We start from the raw sequence: 15,039 nt of genomic DNA on the forward strand, positions 1-15,039 counted from the left end.
AAGGCTATCTCTTAATGGTCTGCAAATCCTTGTTCTCGGTAATGGTGAACGCTTCGATGATGAAGCCGTGCGGGTTGTTGTCGCTCCGTGTGGCGTTGAGCAGGCGGCACGAGGTCACAAGGCTTCGCACCGTCAGGCTGCTTTCCCGGACAATCAACTGGCGGGCATACGTGTTCACCTTGTAGGGGTACTGGTCGAAGTCGCACTTCACGCTGTCAATCTCCACCGTCTGCGTGACGTTTCCGGAAATCACCCGGTTGTAGTAGCCCTTTTCCGCCAAGTCCTTGTAATAGTTGAAAGCGGTCTTGTCGGCGAGGAACAGCGAGCGTTTGATGTTGCTTTCGATAGCCCCCTTGTCGGGTGAGAGCGTGAAGAAAAGTTCGTGGAAACGCCGCACGTGCGACTTGGCTTCCACGGGTCTGTTCTGCGCCATGTCCTGCGAGAGTGCCAGCATCAGGCTTTTGCCGTTGTCGAGGACGTATATCTTCTGCCGCTGCTTTTCGGCGAAGCTGTACGAGTTCCACACGGCAAAGCCCGTCACCAGTGCGCACAGGCAGATGAATACCAGCGCAAAGAGCCTGATTTGCCGGAAACTCGTTTCGATGTTCGTTAATGACTTAAATTCCATATACTAAATATTGATGTTGGTTATTTGAGTAGTTTCCCGGTTACTTTCCCGCTTGCCGCACCGACCGCCGCCCCGGCGATTGACCCAGCCCGTGCCACGTTGCGGTTATAGGCAGACGTACCGCCAGCCGACACTATCCAGCTTGCCACCGTTGGAATGGTGAAGTAGCCCACGATGCCGATAATCATAAAGATTACATACACGGTGCTGCTCCCGTCAGGAATGAAATTCGGGTCTGAAAGCTGCTCGATGTCTTTTTGTAGCATCAGGGTTTGTATGCGTGCCAGCACGCTGCTGAACAAGTCCGACACGGGTAGCCACAGGTAAATGGATATATAGCGTGAAATCCACTGGGTCAGCGTGCTTTGGAAACCGTCATAGACGGAAATCGCAAACGCCAGCGGACCCAGTATGCTTAACACGATTAGGAAGAACGTGCGCAGCGTGTCTATAATCAGCCCCGCCGCCTGAAAGAGCATTTCCAGCAGTTCCCTGAACCAGTCCCGGACGGACTTCTTTATATTGTACGCCGCCCTGTCCATATACATACCCGTCATAGTTACCATATCGGAGGGCGACCAGCCCAGTTCTTCCAGTTGCCTGTCAAATTCCTCGTCCGAAGCGAGGTAAGCCGTTTCGGGGCTACGCATCAGGGCTTCATATTCCAGTCGGTCTTTCTGTGCCCGGTATTCGTTCATGTCGAAAGTCTGCGTTTCCATAAGTTGGTTGCACCCTTTCACCACTGGCGACAATACCGTGTTGATAGTCCCCAGCACGAACGTGGGAAAGAACATGATGCACAGCCCCAGCGCAAAGGGACGCAGGAGCGGGTACACGTCTATGGGTTCGGCACGTGCGAGCGACTGCCACACTTTGGCGGCTACATAGAACAGCGCACCCAGCCCGGCTATTCCTTTGGCTACCCCCGTCATGTTGCTGCACAAGGGCATCATTTCATCGTACAGCACCCGCAACACTTGGTGCAGGTTGTCAAAATCCACCGCTGCTAATAACATAGGCATACCGATTTATATGTTACCAGTAGCGTTCATCCGCCGAGCCGTAAAGAGCCAGCACCCGGTCTGTGTCGTTCTTCTTCTTTGCCCGCAGGTAGGACACGGATATGTTCTTTCGGGTGTAGTAGTTCACGAGGTTGCGGTAGTTGAGCAGGCTTTTGTAGGCGTTGTTGATTACCGCCAGCCTTTCGGCATCCGTCAGCGACATACCCGTCACGTTCACTACATTCTTCAAGTCCTGCAACACGTCCGCACTTTCGGAGAGCAGCTTGGCATACCCGGCTGAAATGGCGGTGAGTTCATCCGGCGTGTAGTTCGGGTCAGCCAGCATGTTCTGGTAGTTTCGCACGTAGATTTCGGATATTTCCGCCACCAGTTCAATGGACTTCTTCACCTTGATGCCGCCCTTGACAACATCGTGTACCGCTTTGAGCGCATCGTAATAGACTTTTCCCTGCTGGAAAATCTTCTGCGCTTCCATGAAGCCGTCCAGCGTGTTTTTGGCTGTGGTGGAAGTCTGCACTATCTGCTTGGTGGTGTTGATGATGCCCTGTGCCAAATTGCCGGGGTCTGACACCACCCACTGTGCGGATGCGTTGCCGATGAAGCAAAGGCATACCGCCATAAGGAGAATTGTTCTTTTCATGTTCCTGATTTTTAAGTTGTTGATGATTGGGGATTACGTTTGCTTTCTGCAAGCCTCTTGATAGCCAGTTCAAGGTTGCCGCCCAGCTTGTCGGCAAGTGCGAACAGTTCCATTTTCTCGCTTTCCTCTGTCGTGAAGGTGTAATATTCTTCCAATGAAACTTCTGTGGCGTACACCGCCGACTGCGTGCCGCCCAGCGAGAAGAAAACTTCCTTGTACTTCCGTCCGGGGTGGTTCGCCATGTTGATAGACAATATCTGCGAACGCTCCTTGTCGGTCAGTCCCAAGAGGTTCTGTATGCTGTCAAACTTGTTGAGATATTTTCTTTGGTCTAACAGGATTTTGCAGTCCGAGTTATTGATGATACTCTCTTTCACGATAGGGGAAGAAATAATATCCTCAATCTCTTGCGTGACTACAATCGCTTCCCCGAAATATTTTCGGACGGTTTTGTAGAGGTAGCGGATATAGTCCGCCATGTTCGCCGATGCAATCGCTTTCCACGCTTCCTCGATTAGTATTAACTTCCTTATTCCCTTTAACTTGCGCATCTTGTTTATAAAGGCTTCCATGATGATGATAGTCGTTACCGGGAATAAAATCTTGTGGTCTTTGATGTTGTCCAACTCAAAGACAATGAAGCGTTTGTGCAACAAATCCAGTTCCTTGTCGGAGTTCAGCAGGTAGTCGTACTCACCGCCACGATAGTACGGTTCAAGCACGTTCAGGAAATTGTTTATGTCAAAATCCTTTTCCCTGACGTTCTTCTGTTCAAGCTGTCGGCGGTAATCATCCCGGACAAACTCGTAGAACGTGTTGAAGCAGGGCGTTACCGAACGGTCTTTGCCTGTCAGTTCGATATAGGCACTCACGGCGTTTGACAACGCCACTTCTTCCGACCGCTTCGGGGCTTCATCATCCCGCTTCCACAGGGTGAGTATAAGGGTCTTGATGCTCTCTTTCTTCTCTATGTCGAATACCCCGTCCTCGACATAGAACGGGTTGAACGCTATCGGGTTCTCGTTGGTGTAGGTGAAATAAATCCCGTCCTCGCCGTGCGTGCGGTTGTGGATAAGCTGGGACAGCCCCAAGTAACTGTTACCCGTATCTACCAGCAGCACGTGCGCCCCCTGCTCGTAATACTGACGCACCATGTGGTTGGTAAAGAAAGACTTACCCGACCCGCTCGGCCCAAGTATGAACTTGTTGCGGTTGGTCGTGATGCCTTTCTTCATGGGCAAATCCGATATGTCGATATGCAGCGGGCGACCGCTCACCCTGTCCACCATTTTGATGCCGAACGGCGAAAGCGAACTCTTGTAGTTCGTTTCTTCCACGAACAGGCAGAGAGCCTGCCCCAAGAACGTGTAGAAACTTTCCTCTGCGGGGAAGTCCGCTTCGTTTCCGGGTATGCCCGCCCAAAAGAGCGTGGGCGTATCGACCGTGTTGTGGCGTGGCTTGCACTCCATTAGCGCAAGCTGGCTTCCCACATCGTTGCGTATGCGTTTGAGTTCTTCCCGGTCGTCACTCCATGCCATGACGTTGCAGTGGCAGCGCACCGATACAAGCCCCTTGCTGTGCGCTTCGTTCAGGTACTCGTCTATCCATTCCTTGTTCACTTGGTTGGCACGGGAATAACGGGAGAGCGATTGCATGTTCCGGGCGGTCTGCTCGAAGTTCTTCAGGTTTTCGGCGTGGTCGTCTATGAAGATGAACTGGTTATAGACGTGGTTGCACGACAACAGCACGCCCACCGGGGCGGCGAATGACAGTCGGCAGTCGCTCCGGTCAGTGGACAGCTTCTCAAACCGTGTGTCCGTCCCGACCTTTCCGGGCAAATCTTCCACGTCCGAAAGCGTGTGCAGGCACAGTATGTCGTCCCCGACACGCATTTCTTCCGGGTACAGCCCGATGTCTTTCAGGCAGGTGGTATCTGTCTGCGATAGCGAGAAGTATTTCTCGATGATGCCCGCCTTTCCGTCCTGCCCGGTGATTTCCGATGCCGCCAGCCGGGTAAGGGTGACAAACCCGCTGTCGTTCATAATCCTTTCAAACTGCCCGACCGCTTCGATGAACTTTGCCGCCGCTTCCTTGTCGGCTATCTCCTGCGGTACAATCCTGCCCCGGCATAGGGTGGAGAAGTCGCTCTGTCGGCGGCTTCTCTCCCTTGTCGTCTTTGTCAGGAACAGGTAGCAGTAATGGTTCAGGAACGGGCGTTCATTGAAGTGCCGTTCAAAGGAGCGGCTTAAAAAACTAAGCTCGTCCCTTTCCGTGTCGGGCTGGTAGTTCTCCTTGATGAAGAAGTCCTGCTTGTGTACTATGGAGTAGTCGGGCAGCACCTTGATTGCCTTGTACCATGCCGAATGTATGGCTTCGTACTCGGCACTGGTGACGGTGAACAGTTCGGGCAGTTCCACCCTGAAAGCCACCGTTATGTCCGCATCCTTTGAAATGATGCAGCCGTTCTCCACCGCCAAAAGGGGGAATTTCCTTTCCAGCGTGGTAGCCTTTAACATATTTCTCATGGTCTTTCTTCCTTTCTTTTTTTGTAGGTGAATAATCGGGGTATCGCCTTTCGGCTGATAATGAAGCGTGGATGCCGTTTGCGTGCGGCGGCTTTCATCAGCCCGTGCGTGCCGTACTTGGCGTTGAGCCGGAACGTCTGCCACACGAGCAGCAGCGAAGCCGACACGATGAAACCGATACATAGCCACTGGTTCACGCCCGCCATGAACAGGACGATGAACACCACGAAGACGGCGAGCAAGCCGCCGCAAAAGATAAAGAGGTACTGGCTTTTCAGCCCCTTGAACTCCACGGGCTTCCCGATACCCCTGTTTACCTGATATTTTTCGGGCTTAGCCCTCAACAACTCGTCAGACATAGCCGCAGGTTTAGAGGAAGAACGAGCGCAGGATAGTGGCGGCTACAATCAGGAAGATGCACGCCCCGAACCAACTGGCGGCGGTCTTTGAGGTGTCGGGGTCGCCGCTTGAAAACTTGTTATATACTTTTACCCCGCCAATCAAGCCGCAGACCGCCCCGATTGCGTACACCAGTTTTGTTCCGGGGTCGAAATACCCGGTGATTAGGTTCGTGGCTTCGGTGATGCCCGCCTGCCCGTTTCCTTGTGCGTAGGCACTTACCACGGCGGCAAGTATAGCCGCCGACAAGAAGATTTTCTTTCTCATTGTGATTTGTTTTTAATGCCGGGCGGCGGGTGGATAGTCCGCCTTTCCCGGCTGGTGAATAATTTGAAATTTTAGTGGTCGGGGATAGTCCCGTTTGTCTGTTTGGTTTTCAGGTTGCCAATCAACCGTAATCACGCTGTTTCATGCTGTCAGGCTTATACATTATTATATTATAGGAAATCGTTCATGTCGAACGCTTCGTGTTCCTTGCTTTTATTGCCAGCTTCGGCAGGGACAGCAGCCGCAGCCAGTTCCGCTTCGTTGCGTCCCAGCAGTTCCGCCACCTTTGCCAGCCCGCCGTTGATGTTCTCCACCACCGCATCGTAGAGGTTCGTCCCCTCAATCCTTGCCAGTGTCCCGGCGGCTTGCCGCTGTTCCGTTTCGGTGGGGTTGTCGGCGTTCGCCGTGCGTACCGCTTCGCCCAGTTCGTCAAAGCTCACGCCCGTAGCCCGCCCGGTATCATCGTCACCGTCCATGTACCCGGCTATTTCCTCGTCCTCGTAGTCGGGTTCGTCATTCTCGTAACCGGGCGTTTCTTCCGGCAGTCCGTCAGCCTGCGGCGCAAAAATAGTATCATTTTCAGCCGCTTGCGGGAGGTGTCCCGATTTGTCCTGCGCTGTCTGAAATTGTCCGCTCTTGTATCGGCTTTCACCTATCAGCGTGTAGCCTGAAACCCAGTTTCGTGGAAGCGGCGCATCATCCGTTTTGCCCGGTGATGTCCGGCTGTCCGTGTAGCGATACCACAGCCACAGGGCGATGTAGTACACCAAAAGCCCGGTAAGTATGCAATAGATTACCATAGTCAGACAGGCTTTTGGAAGTGGCTTTCGTACAGGGTGTTTATCTCGTCTTGGTACTGCTCGAAGTGGCGCAGCAGAATGTTTTCCACGTAGCTGCTTACCGTCACCTTTCGCCCGCCTATCACCGTCACGATACGCATCAGCTTCTCATGCGTGGTTCGGCTCACGTACAAGGGCTGTCGGTCTGCCAGTTCCACTTTCTGAAAGTAGGTTTCCCGGTAGTCGCCCGAACCGCCCTTGCGCTTGCGGGGTGTCGGTTTCTCTACTTGCACTGTTTCAGCCTGCCGTCCCTCGTGGGCGGTTTCCGTTTCGCTGCCGGGCTGCGGTTCATCATCCGGCTGGCTCTCCCGCTTGGCGGGTACACCCTGCGAGATAAGTTCCCGCATAAAATCCTCGTCTATCTTCGGCATCCCGCCGCTTTGCTTTGCCATATCATTTTAATTTGATGTAGTACACTATTTCGGTTATCAGTTCTTCCAAGTTGCTTCCCCTTACCAACGGGCGGCTGGCGGGAAAGAGCGTGGAGCGGAACACCGCCTTTTTATCCGCCACCAGTTCCTTTTTGTAGCGTTTGGTATCGGGGATAAAGGTTTTCATCAGCGGCAGTTCCAGTTCCTTAATGGTCTTGTCGTAGGCGGTGTAAAGGTCTGTTTTCTCCCTACCGTCCACCATGTTCCAAAAGAGGTACAGCCCTGCAAGTCGGCAGGCTTCATTCTTCACTAATAGCTTTTGGATAGCCATTGCGAACGACAGGCTGCTTTCCAGCACCACCTTGTCGGCTGAAATGGGGGTGAAAATGTAGTCCATGCCCGCAAGGGAGTTTATCACGCCCTCGCTGTTCACCGTGCCGGGCAGGTCGAAAAACACTATATCCGGCACGTGTCCGGCGGCTATATATCCGTCAGCCGTTGCAATCGCCTTTTCGGGCGAACTGCACAGTACCGGGTAGGCTTTCTTCCCCAGCCGGGTGAACTGTTCATACGCCATGCGCTTGTAATCTTCATCCGCCCCGACCTGCTCGGCATCCCGCTTGCGCATCCCGGCAATGGAGTGCTGGGGGTAGTCGCAATCGACCACCGCCACATTGTAGCCTTTGAGGTAGTATAGGTAACTCGCCGCCAGCACGGTAAAGGTGGTTTTGCCGACCCCGCCCTTTTGTGTGGAAAAGGCGACATAAAGGGGTGTTTTCTCGTTTTCCATATTGCTTCCGTTCATTATTGGTTGATAGATTTGTTTATTGCTTTCAATCATTCTTTCCATATTGCAATCTTGAAATATTGAAAGACTGTTTTATTTCAATCTTGTTTTCCTGCTTTCATTCTTTCTTGAAATATTGAAATCCTGCAATCATGTTTTATTGAAATCCTGCTTTCAATCATTCTTTCCTGATTGGAATATTTCTTTCAATCTTGCTTTCAATATTGAAATCCGATGCAAAAAAAGGGAGAAAAAACGTCCCCTGAAAACCTTGTCCCGATTTGTCCTGCGCTGTCCCGTTTTGTCCACCAACCACCTATTTTACAGCATTATAAATCACCGTTACTTTGCAGCGGAGTAACGAACCGCAGGGGGCGCAGGTGTAAAACAGGGCTGGTGAATGGCTGGGCTTACCGTTCCACGCTAACCCCAATCCGTCCGTGACGGATTTCGATTTTCGTCAGAAAATAGCAAGGTGTGTTTTGTAGCATACAAAACCGTTTTCCGTGCCTGAAAACGCCTTGCCCCTTGCGGGGGTAAAAATCACTCCGAAGTCGTAATTTTTTAATCCAAAGAAGCATGGAAACAAGAAGAACCAACAAGGGCGGTCGCCCCGCCCTCGCAGACCCGGCGAAGCATCGCCATGTCCTTTACCTGAACGACCGGGAGAACGCCCGCTTCCTCTCGCAGTGGGAGCAGTCGGGCGTTACGAGCAAGTCCCGTTTCATCGCCGCCCGGCTGTTCGGCGAGCCGTTCCGGGTGGTGAAAGTGGACAAATCGGCAGTAGAATATTGCGCCCGGCTGACCGAATTTTACGCCCAGTTCCGGGCGGTTGCGGTCAATTACAACCAAGTCGTAAAGGCGTTACACGGCAACTTTTCGGAGAAAAAGGCATTGGCTTTTCTCTATAAACTGGAGAAAGCGACCACCGAACTGGCGGTACTGAACCGCCAAGTTATTGCATTAACCAATGAATGCAAGGAACTATGGTTGCCAAAATAAGCACGGGCGGCAATATGTTCGGCGCACTGGTGTACAACCAAAACAAGGTGGACAGCGAGGAAGCAAAGGTGCTTTTTTCCAACAAAATGCTGTTGAGCGAGGACGGGAACTTCTCTATCGGCGAGTGTATGCGCAGCTTTGAAATGCAGATGCCCGTCCAGCTATCCACCAAGAAGCCGATACTTCATATTTCCATAAACCCGCACCCGGAAGACGTGCTGACCGACCAGCAGCTTTCCGACATAGCCAAAGAGTATATGCAGAAGTTGGGCTATGGCAACCAGCCTTATTTGGTGTACAAGCATACCGACATCGGCCGCCACCATATCCACATCGTGGGGTTGCGGGTGGACGAGAACGGCAGACCGCTGAATGACAAGTTCGAGCATCGTCGCAGCAAGCAAATCACCCGTGAACTGGAAAAGAAATACAACCTGCACCCGGCAGAGCGAAAGGAACGTGCCGAACGTCCGGAACTTAAAAAGGTGGATTATGCCACCGGGGACGTGAAGCACCAAATCGGCAACACCGTGAAAGCGGCTTGCTACGGCTACCGCTTCCAATCGTTCGGGGAATACAAGGCTTTGCTTGCCGTTTACAACGTCTGCGCCGAGGATGTCAAGGGTGAAGTGAACGGCAAGCCCTATCAGGGCATAGTCTATTCCGCCATGAACGACAAGGGAGAAAAGGCGGGCAACCCGGTAAAGGCTTCCCGCATCGGCAAGTCGGTAGGTTATGAAGCGGTGCAGCGCAGAATGGAGAAATCGGGCGAGCTGATTAAGAACGGCAAGCTGAAAGAGCGCACCCGGAAGATTGTAGCCACTGCCATGCAGACCGCCCACAGCCGCAAGGAACTGGAACAGCAGCTAAAGAAGCAGGGCATTGACGTGGTATTCCGTCAGAATGACAGCGGGCGCATCTATGGCGTTACGTTCATCGACCATGACAACCGGGTGGTGCTGAACGGTTCACGCTTGGGCAAGGAGTATTCGGCGAACGTGTTCAACGAACGTTTTTCGGGCGAAACCGGAAAGATGCACCAGTCCGAATTGTCAGCACCACAGCAAGACCAGCCCACGCATCAGGAACAGCCGGGCTTCACGCCGAAATCCGATATCGTTCCGGGTGTGGCTTCGGTGCTGGGTGCTTTCGGTGGATTGCTTGGCGGCGGTGCATCAGGCGGTGACGAGCCGCAGGACACCGCCCGCCAAAAGAGAAAGAAGAAAAAGAAGCGCACAAGGCGCATCGACTAACTTAAAAAACATTACAATCATGCAACAGGAAGATGATTTGAGAGGGCTTGCACGGGTCATGGACTTTATGCGGGCTATCAGTATTCTATTCGTGGGAATAAACGTGTACTGGTTCTGTTACTCCACCCTGAAAGAATGGGGAGTGACATTTGAGGTGATAGACAAGATACTGTGGAACTTCCAGCGTACCACCGGGCTGTTCTCGTCCGTTCTTTGGACAAAACTTTTTTCGGTGGTGTTCCTCGCCCTGTCGTGCATCGGTACTAAGGGAGTGAAAGAGGAAAAGATAACGTGGACGAAGATACATTGCAGTCTTGTGGCGGGTGTCGTGTTGTTTTTCCTGAACTGGTGGCTGCTGGAACTTCCGCTGCCACATACGGCGGACACTGTGTTTTATATCGCCACGCTGTCGGCGGGCTATATCTGTATGCTCATGGCGGGTACATGGATGTCCCGGCTGTTGAAGAACAACCTGATGGATGATGTCTTTAACACGGAAAACGAAAGTTTCCAGCAGGAAACAAGGCTTATCGAAAATGAATACTCTGTAAACTTGCCTACCCGGTTCTACTATAAGAAGAAGTGGAACAACGGCTATATTAACGTTGTAAACGTTTTTCGTGCGAGTATCGTGTTAGGAACGCCGGGCAGTGGTAAGTCATACGCAGTAGTAAATAATTATATAAAACAGCAAATCGAGAAAGGTTTTGCGCTCTACTGCTATGATTATAAGTTTCCCGATTTATCGGAAATCGCTTATAATCATTTGCTTAACCACTTGGACGGGTATAAGGTAAAGCCCAAATTCTACATTATCAATTTTGACGACCCACGCAAGAGCCACCGATGCAACCCGATAAACGCCAGTTTCATGTCGGACATTGCGGATGCCTATGAAGCAAGCTACACGATAATGCTTAACCTCAATCGAAGTTGGATAAGCAAGCAGGGCGACTTCTTCGTGGAAAGCCCGATTATTCTTTTGGCGGCTATAATTTGGTATCTCCGTATCTATCAAGGCGGTAAGTATTGCACGTTCCCCCATGCCATTGAACTGCTAAATAAGAAATACGCTGATGTTTTCACGATTTTACGCAGTTATCCCGAACTGGAAAACTATCTTTCCCCGTTCGTGGATGCTTGGGAAAGTTCGGCAGTTGAACAGTTGCAGGGGCAGATTGCCAGTGCGAAAATCCCGCTTTCAAGGATGATAAGCCCGGCACTTTACTGGGTAATGACGGGTGATGATTTTTCACTCGACATCAACAACCCGAAAGAGCCTAAAATACTGGTTGTCGGCAACAATCCCGACCGCCAAAATATCTACTCGGCAGCACTGGGCTTATATAATTCCCGTATCGTGAAGCTGATAAACAAGAAAGGTCAGCTTAAAAGTTCGGTGATAATAGACGAGTTGCCAACGATTTATTTTCGTGGGCTTGACAACCTGATTGCTACTGCCCGAAGCAACAAGGTGGCGGTTCTGCTGGGCTTTCAGGATTACAGCCAGCTTACCCGTGACTACGGGGACAAGGAAAGCCGGGTGATACAAAATACTGTGGGCAACGTGTTTAGCGGTCAGGTAGTCGGTGAAACGGCAAAAATCCTTTCCGAGCGTTTCGGAAAGGTGTTGCAGAAACGGCAGAGCATGACAATCAACCAGCGGGAGAAGTCCACCTCTATAAGTACCCAAATGGACAGCCTGATACCCGCCAGTAAAATATCCAACCTCACGCAAGGCATGTTCGTGGGTGCTGTGGCGGACAACTTCGATGAACGGATAGAGCAGAAGATTTTCCACTGCGAAATCGTGGTGGACAATGAAAAGGTGAAGCGGGAAACCGCCCGTTACGTGAAGCTGCCGCAGATAATCGACTTCACCGACAAGGACGGCAACGACCGGATGCAGGAGGAGATACAAGCCAACTATGACCGCATCCGGCAGGAAGTCCGGCAGATTGTCGAGGACGAGATAACCCGGATTAAGAACGACCCGGAGCTATGCCATTTGATAAAAGAGGAAGAATAGCTGTATATAATATAATGTATGGAGTGAAGAACAGCCGATGTAGCTTTACGGTTGTTCTTCATTCTGTTTTTTTGTGCGGTAGGCTTCAAAACGCACTAATATTTCGTGCAGGTTCTTCAATGTTTCCACAGCCTTGCCTATCGGCGGCATATTGCTTTTGTCAAAGGTCAGTTTCTTCAAATCGGTAGTGTACGCCGTAGCCACTTCGGGTAACGCCATGACCGCTTCGGCATCCTTGAATATCGGAGCATCAGCCAGCGACAAGTGCGAACGGGAGTTTTTGTTTAGCCCGTCCTCTATCGTCACCCGGTACATGGCATCCAAGAAATCTTCCGAATGTAGGTAATCGTTATATCCCTGATTGTGGTAGAGTGCCGACAAGTCGTAAACGTCACGGATATGCTTTGCCAGCAGTGCGGCTGCATCCTCATTGTAAGACAGCTTTACCAGCCTTGAAACCTTGTCGCAGATAGTCTTTCGGGGATTGATGCACTGCGTTTCAAAACTTCCCAGCCCGTAGGTGCTTATCAGTTCCTCTTGCCCGATGCTTTCAAGAAAGGCGGTCACAATCGGTTTGATAACCCGCTTGTCCGCCGGGTAGAACATCAGTTTTTTGTCCGGCAGGTCACAGGATTTTATCTCTACTTCCAAATGCTCTTTTAGTCCCACACCCTGAAATACATTGTCATACGAGAAATACAGTTTGCGGTAATTACCGCCCGTTTCCGACAAATCTTCCTTGTATATGTCACTGTTAAGTTCGGCTATATATTTGGAAAGTTTCTTGTTCAATGTCTTTTCAGCCTGCTTGGACGCACCTTTGTCACCCGTGAACACGAACAAGTCCAAATCTTCCGAGAAGCGTTCTATCAGCCCGTAGGCTTTGGAAAGTGAAGTCCCGCCTTTGAAGTAGGTCTTATCCGCATATTCGGACATGGAAATATCCCGCAGTATCTTCGATACCCAGTAATCCTTTTCCACGTGCGACTGCTCGTAGCCGAAATGTTCAGCCGCCAGTGCGATGATTTCCTTGAACGCTTCCTTGTCCGAATGTAAATTCATATTTCTGTCCTATGCCGTTTTATAATCCAAGTTGAACCGTGTCGTGGGAAGAATGGTCTTTGCCATTTCTGTTTGCAATACGGTTTGTCTGATGTCGCCCAGTATGTCCGCCACCACCTTTCTGACACGTGGCGGGTAACTTTTCGCCAAAGATACGATTTTTTCCAGTTCCGGCAGGCTGTACCCGTTGAAATATTGGCTCTTGACCCGGTTGTAGATGTCCTGCCCGGTTGTTCCGGGTATGCGCTTCATGTCCTTTATCGCATCGAGCAGCCGCAAGTACGGGACAAGGCTTTCATCCGGGTAGTCCATGCAGTAGGCTTTCACGCACTCTATATCCAAGTTCTTGAAACGGAAACGGCGAACCGGGTTAGGAGTGGCTATCGTTATGGTTGTGGCAACCTGTTCGGTCAGCCCCATTTTGTTATAGATGTAAGCCCCCGTGATATAGCCGTTCAGTTTTTCAGTCAGGTAGCGGAACTGTTCATCCTGATAGACTGGCAGCTTTCCCAGCCCCAGCACTGATTTCTTGGGACGGTAGTACGCCCCCTTTTCAACCCGTACCAGTACCCCTTTGCGGCTCTGTTCGGAGAGCAGCACCGCAACATTGGCGGTCTTTTCCGTTTCAAACGATAAATCCCGGAACGTGAATATACGCCCGGTATCTATCCGTTCAATCTGCCCAAGTATCTCTTTTCTGAATGAAGCCATATTTATGTCCTTTGTTTCTATATGCAAAGATAGTATATTATGTAATCACCTGCAAAAACATAACAAAGATTTTGCCGAAGATGTTTTCTTTTTGTCGTGTCACCTGATAATAGGAGAATAACGGAAACTCAATCAAAGGCTTGCCATACGCTTCATAAACGCTTCACAAATGGCTCACAAGTATAATGCGATTTTTGTAAAACTGTTGATTATAAGCCGAGAACAATATATACAAATGGCTCACAAATGGCTCGTTTAAAGCAAGCGATTAACTTCGGTCTGTACCCGTTTTAAATCTCCAACCAACAGTTGGAGATTTACCGCACCCGGATAATTTCAAGCTCCGCAGGACAGATTCGGGCATCCCTTGCCCCCGTTTTTAGTCGCTATCTGTAGACTGGACTATTATTATACCATTCAATAATCAAATCATTATCGTTATTATGGACATTTAAAGTGAAAAAGATATTCCTATAATGATTAAAGCAATAGATGCAAATATGTATCTATATCTTTTTGTAGAAAACATTGCTCCTATACAAGAGATAGATACAGCAAATTGCATACATTTTAAACTTAACTCTGTAGTCTTAAATATACACATAGACAAAAAAGATAATGCCAAAACAAATAGTATAGCATTCAATATATATTTCAGTTTCATATTCCTTTGATTTACATTGACCTTATTAGCAGTAGCATATAAATTGCTCATCCTAACCCAATAACCAATCCTATACAAAAGAACAAGGTGAATCTCTTTTCCTTGTGTTTCAGCCCATAGACCAGCCCGATAATAGCACATAAAGGAATATTAGATGAATCTGCATTTTTTCCTTTATTTACAAGGTATTTATGACTTTCTTTGCTCAATTTGCAAATCTCACGGTTCTCATTGTTCTGTTGTAGCATACATTTATGCAACTTAATGTTCCCATGATTCAGTTTAATCTATTTTCTCTAATTCAATTGTAGCTACTTTCTCTTTATCTGGACTAATTTCATTCTGTATAATGGTTATATGTTTTTGGGTATAGCTTTTGATAATCCAAGGGGCTCCACCCAAATATAAAGCATTGCTATTAAATGTGATATATTTCCCTTCTATTGTATAAGTAATATCAATTTCATCGTAACCTTCCCAATTTACTTTCCCTTTCCGAGTATCTACAAATTGCATACCGACCCCCATATTTTGTACTGTCCAAGCCTCACAATGCCCTGTTCCACGCCATGAAGTCTGATAAAGTGCTTCGGGGGTTAATTCATTTGTCTGTTCATTATCATCGTCGCAGCTTATAAAGCTGAATGTACAGAGGAATAGCATAAGTATTCCAAGAATTTCTTTTGTTTTCATATTCTTTTTTTTAATCTCTTGTTTAACTCATTCAATCTTTATTTTGTCTCTTCGTTGAACCAACCAAAGATAAGGTGGGTTCTATCAATTCCATTTTTTATTTCTTGCATAAGGCAGCAGAACCCTTTAACTGTCTTGAGCAAGATA

General features: G+C 49.5%; 15 protein-coding genes. 3 read left to right on the forward strand and 12 right to left on the reverse strand.

Going from position 1 to position 15,039, the window contains the following annotated elements; translation table 11 throughout:
• Positions 1 to 4: 4 nt before the first annotated feature.
• The 9 genes from traK to AB5217_RS20975 all read right to left on the reverse strand — a co-directional run bounded on the left by traK (position 5) and on the right by AB5217_RS20975 (position 7,496).
• On the reverse strand, positions 5 to 628 hold the full coding sequence (traK, locus tag AB5217_RS20935) for a conjugative transposon protein TraK (RefSeq protein WP_004325451.1): 624 nt from the start codon (positions 626 to 628) through the stop codon (positions 5 to 7).
• A 20-nt stretch (positions 629 to 648) separates the two neighbouring features.
• Positions 649 to 1,644, reverse strand: coding sequence for a conjugative transposon protein TraJ (traJ, locus tag AB5217_RS20940; RefSeq protein WP_028728967.1), 996 nt, complete (start codon positions 1,642 to 1,644; stop codon positions 649 to 651).
• 19 nt (positions 1,645 to 1,663) lie between these two features.
• The gene (locus tag AB5217_RS20945; RefSeq protein WP_007566703.1) at positions 1,664 to 2,290 is read right to left on the reverse strand and encodes a DUF4141 domain-containing protein; all 627 of its coding nucleotides are present in this window, start codon (positions 2,288 to 2,290) and stop codon (positions 1,664 to 1,666) included.
• 11 nt (positions 2,291 to 2,301) lie between these two features.
• Positions 2,302 to 4,815 carry a TraG family conjugative transposon ATPase gene (locus tag AB5217_RS20950; protein WP_007566701.1) on the reverse strand — a complete coding sequence of 838 codons (2,514 nt, stop codon included), beginning with the start codon at positions 4,813 to 4,815 and terminating at the stop codon, positions 2,302 to 2,304.
• Entirely contained in the window at positions 4,812 to 5,174 is a 363-nt protein-coding gene (locus AB5217_RS20955) for a DUF4133 domain-containing protein (protein ID WP_007566699.1), read from the reverse strand. Before AB5217_RS20955 ends, AB5217_RS20950 begins: the two co-directional genes overlap by 4 nt.
• A gap of 10 nt (positions 5,175 to 5,184) precedes the next feature.
• Positions 5,185 to 5,481 (reverse strand): DUF4134 domain-containing protein, encoded by a 297-nt coding sequence (locus AB5217_RS20960; RefSeq protein ID WP_004308755.1) that lies wholly within the window; start codon positions 5,479 to 5,481, stop codon positions 5,185 to 5,187.
• Between the two features lie 170 nt (positions 5,482 to 5,651).
• Positions 5,652 to 6,281, reverse strand: coding sequence for a hypothetical protein (locus AB5217_RS20965; protein WP_122334448.1), 630 nt, complete (start codon positions 6,279 to 6,281; stop codon positions 5,652 to 5,654).
• 2 nt (positions 6,282 to 6,283) lie between these two features.
• Complete coding sequence (locus AB5217_RS20970; protein ID WP_007478184.1) at positions 6,284 to 6,712, reverse strand: DUF3408 domain-containing protein; 429 nt, start codon at positions 6,710 to 6,712, stop codon at positions 6,284 to 6,286.
• Position 6,713: 1 nt separating this feature from the next.
• Positions 6,714 to 7,496, reverse strand: coding sequence for a ParA family protein (locus AB5217_RS20975; protein ID WP_028728951.1), 783 nt, complete (start codon positions 7,494 to 7,496; stop codon positions 6,714 to 6,716).
• Positions 7,497 to 8,057: 561 nt separating this feature from the next.
• Between AB5217_RS20975 and mobA the strand changes: the two genes are divergently transcribed.
• From mobA to mobC, 3 genes are read left to right on the forward strand one after another with little or no spacing between them, the layout of a single operon-like run.
• Entirely contained in the window at positions 8,058 to 8,480 is a 423-nt protein-coding gene (gene mobA, locus AB5217_RS20980) for a conjugal transfer protein MobA (protein WP_118023850.1), read from the forward strand.
• Positions 8,465 to 9,733: a conjugal transfer protein MobB gene (gene mobB / locus AB5217_RS20985; protein ID WP_118023849.1), complete on the forward strand. Its 1,269-nt coding sequence runs from the start codon at positions 8,465 to 8,467 to the stop codon at positions 9,731 to 9,733. The genes mobA and mobB overlap by 16 nt, the downstream gene beginning before the upstream one ends.
• Before the next feature lie 19 nt (positions 9,734 to 9,752).
• Complete coding sequence (gene mobC / locus AB5217_RS20990) at positions 9,753 to 11,762, forward strand: conjugal transfer protein MobC (RefSeq protein ID WP_032588330.1); 2,010 nt, start codon at positions 9,753 to 9,755, stop codon at positions 11,760 to 11,762.
• A 45-nt stretch (positions 11,763 to 11,807) separates the two neighbouring features.
• Here mobC and AB5217_RS20995 read toward each other — a convergent pair whose 3' ends face one another.
• From AB5217_RS20995 to AB5217_RS21005, 3 genes are all read right to left on the reverse strand, one after another.
• On the reverse strand, positions 11,808 to 12,824 hold the full coding sequence (locus AB5217_RS20995) for a nucleotidyl transferase AbiEii/AbiGii toxin family protein (RefSeq protein ID WP_032588333.1): 1,017 nt from the start codon (positions 12,822 to 12,824) through the stop codon (positions 11,808 to 11,810).
• Between the two features lie 9 nt (positions 12,825 to 12,833).
• Positions 12,834 to 13,535, reverse strand: a complete 702-nt coding sequence (locus AB5217_RS21000; RefSeq protein ID WP_011202384.1) for a DUF6088 family protein — start codon at positions 13,533 to 13,535, stop codon at positions 12,834 to 12,836.
• Positions 13,536 to 14,481: 946 nt separating this feature from the next.
• The gene (locus AB5217_RS21005; protein WP_004309979.1) at positions 14,482 to 14,892 is read right to left on the reverse strand and encodes a hypothetical protein; all 411 of its coding nucleotides are present in this window, start codon (positions 14,890 to 14,892) and stop codon (positions 14,482 to 14,484) included.
• Positions 14,893 to 15,039 lie beyond the last annotated feature (147 nt).

Source organism: Bacteroides sp. MSSM.1001136sp1_RTP21357st2_D2_RTP21359_211015, from assembly GCF_040913205.1.
GTDB classification, from domain to species: Bacteria; Bacteroidota; Bacteroidia; order Bacteroidales; family Bacteroidaceae; genus Bacteroides; species Bacteroides ovatus.

Bases quoted from the DNA above. Each gene is read 5' to 3' on its own strand.
- traK (WP_004325451.1), bottom strand. From the start codon at position 628: ATGGAATTTAAGTCATTAACGAACATCGAAACGAGTTTCCGGCAAATC.
- traJ (WP_028728967.1), bottom strand. From the start codon at position 1,644: ATGTTATTAGCAGCGGTGGATTTTGACAACCTGCACCAAGTGTTGCGG.
- AB5217_RS20945 (WP_007566703.1), bottom strand. From the start codon at position 2,290: ATGAAAAGAACAATTCTCCTTATGGCGGTATGCCTTTGCTTCATCGGC.
- AB5217_RS20950 (WP_007566701.1), bottom strand. From the start codon at position 4,815: ATGAGAAATATGTTAAAGGCTACCACGCTGGAAAGGAAATTCCCCCTT.
- AB5217_RS20955 (WP_007566699.1), bottom strand. From the start codon at position 5,174: ATGTCTGACGAGTTGTTGAGGGCTAAGCCCGAAAAATATCAGGTAAAC.
- AB5217_RS20960 (WP_004308755.1), bottom strand. From the start codon at position 5,481: ATGAGAAAGAAAATCTTCTTGTCGGCGGCTATACTTGCCGCCGTGGTA.
- AB5217_RS20965 (WP_122334448.1), bottom strand. From the start codon at position 6,281: ATGGTAATCTATTGCATACTTACCGGGCTTTTGGTGTACTACATCGCC.
- AB5217_RS20970 (WP_007478184.1), bottom strand. From the start codon at position 6,712: ATGGCAAAGCAAAGCGGCGGGATGCCGAAGATAGACGAGGATTTTATG.
- AB5217_RS20975 (WP_028728951.1), bottom strand. From the start codon at position 7,496: ATGAACGGAAGCAATATGGAAAACGAGAAAACACCCCTTTATGTCGCC.
- mobA (WP_118023850.1), top strand. From the start codon at position 8,058: ATGGAAACAAGAAGAACCAACAAGGGCGGTCGCCCCGCCCTCGCAGAC.
- mobB (WP_118023849.1), top strand. From the start codon at position 8,465: ATGGTTGCCAAAATAAGCACGGGCGGCAATATGTTCGGCGCACTGGTG.
- mobC (WP_032588330.1), top strand. From the start codon at position 9,753: ATGCAACAGGAAGATGATTTGAGAGGGCTTGCACGGGTCATGGACTTT.
- AB5217_RS20995 (WP_032588333.1), bottom strand. From the start codon at position 12,824: ATGAATTTACATTCGGACAAGGAAGCGTTCAAGGAAATCATCGCACTG.
- AB5217_RS21000 (WP_011202384.1), bottom strand. From the start codon at position 13,535: ATGGCTTCATTCAGAAAAGAGATACTTGGGCAGATTGAACGGATAGAT.
- AB5217_RS21005 (WP_004309979.1), bottom strand. From the start codon at position 14,892: ATGAAAACAAAAGAAATTCTTGGAATACTTATGCTATTCCTCTGTACA.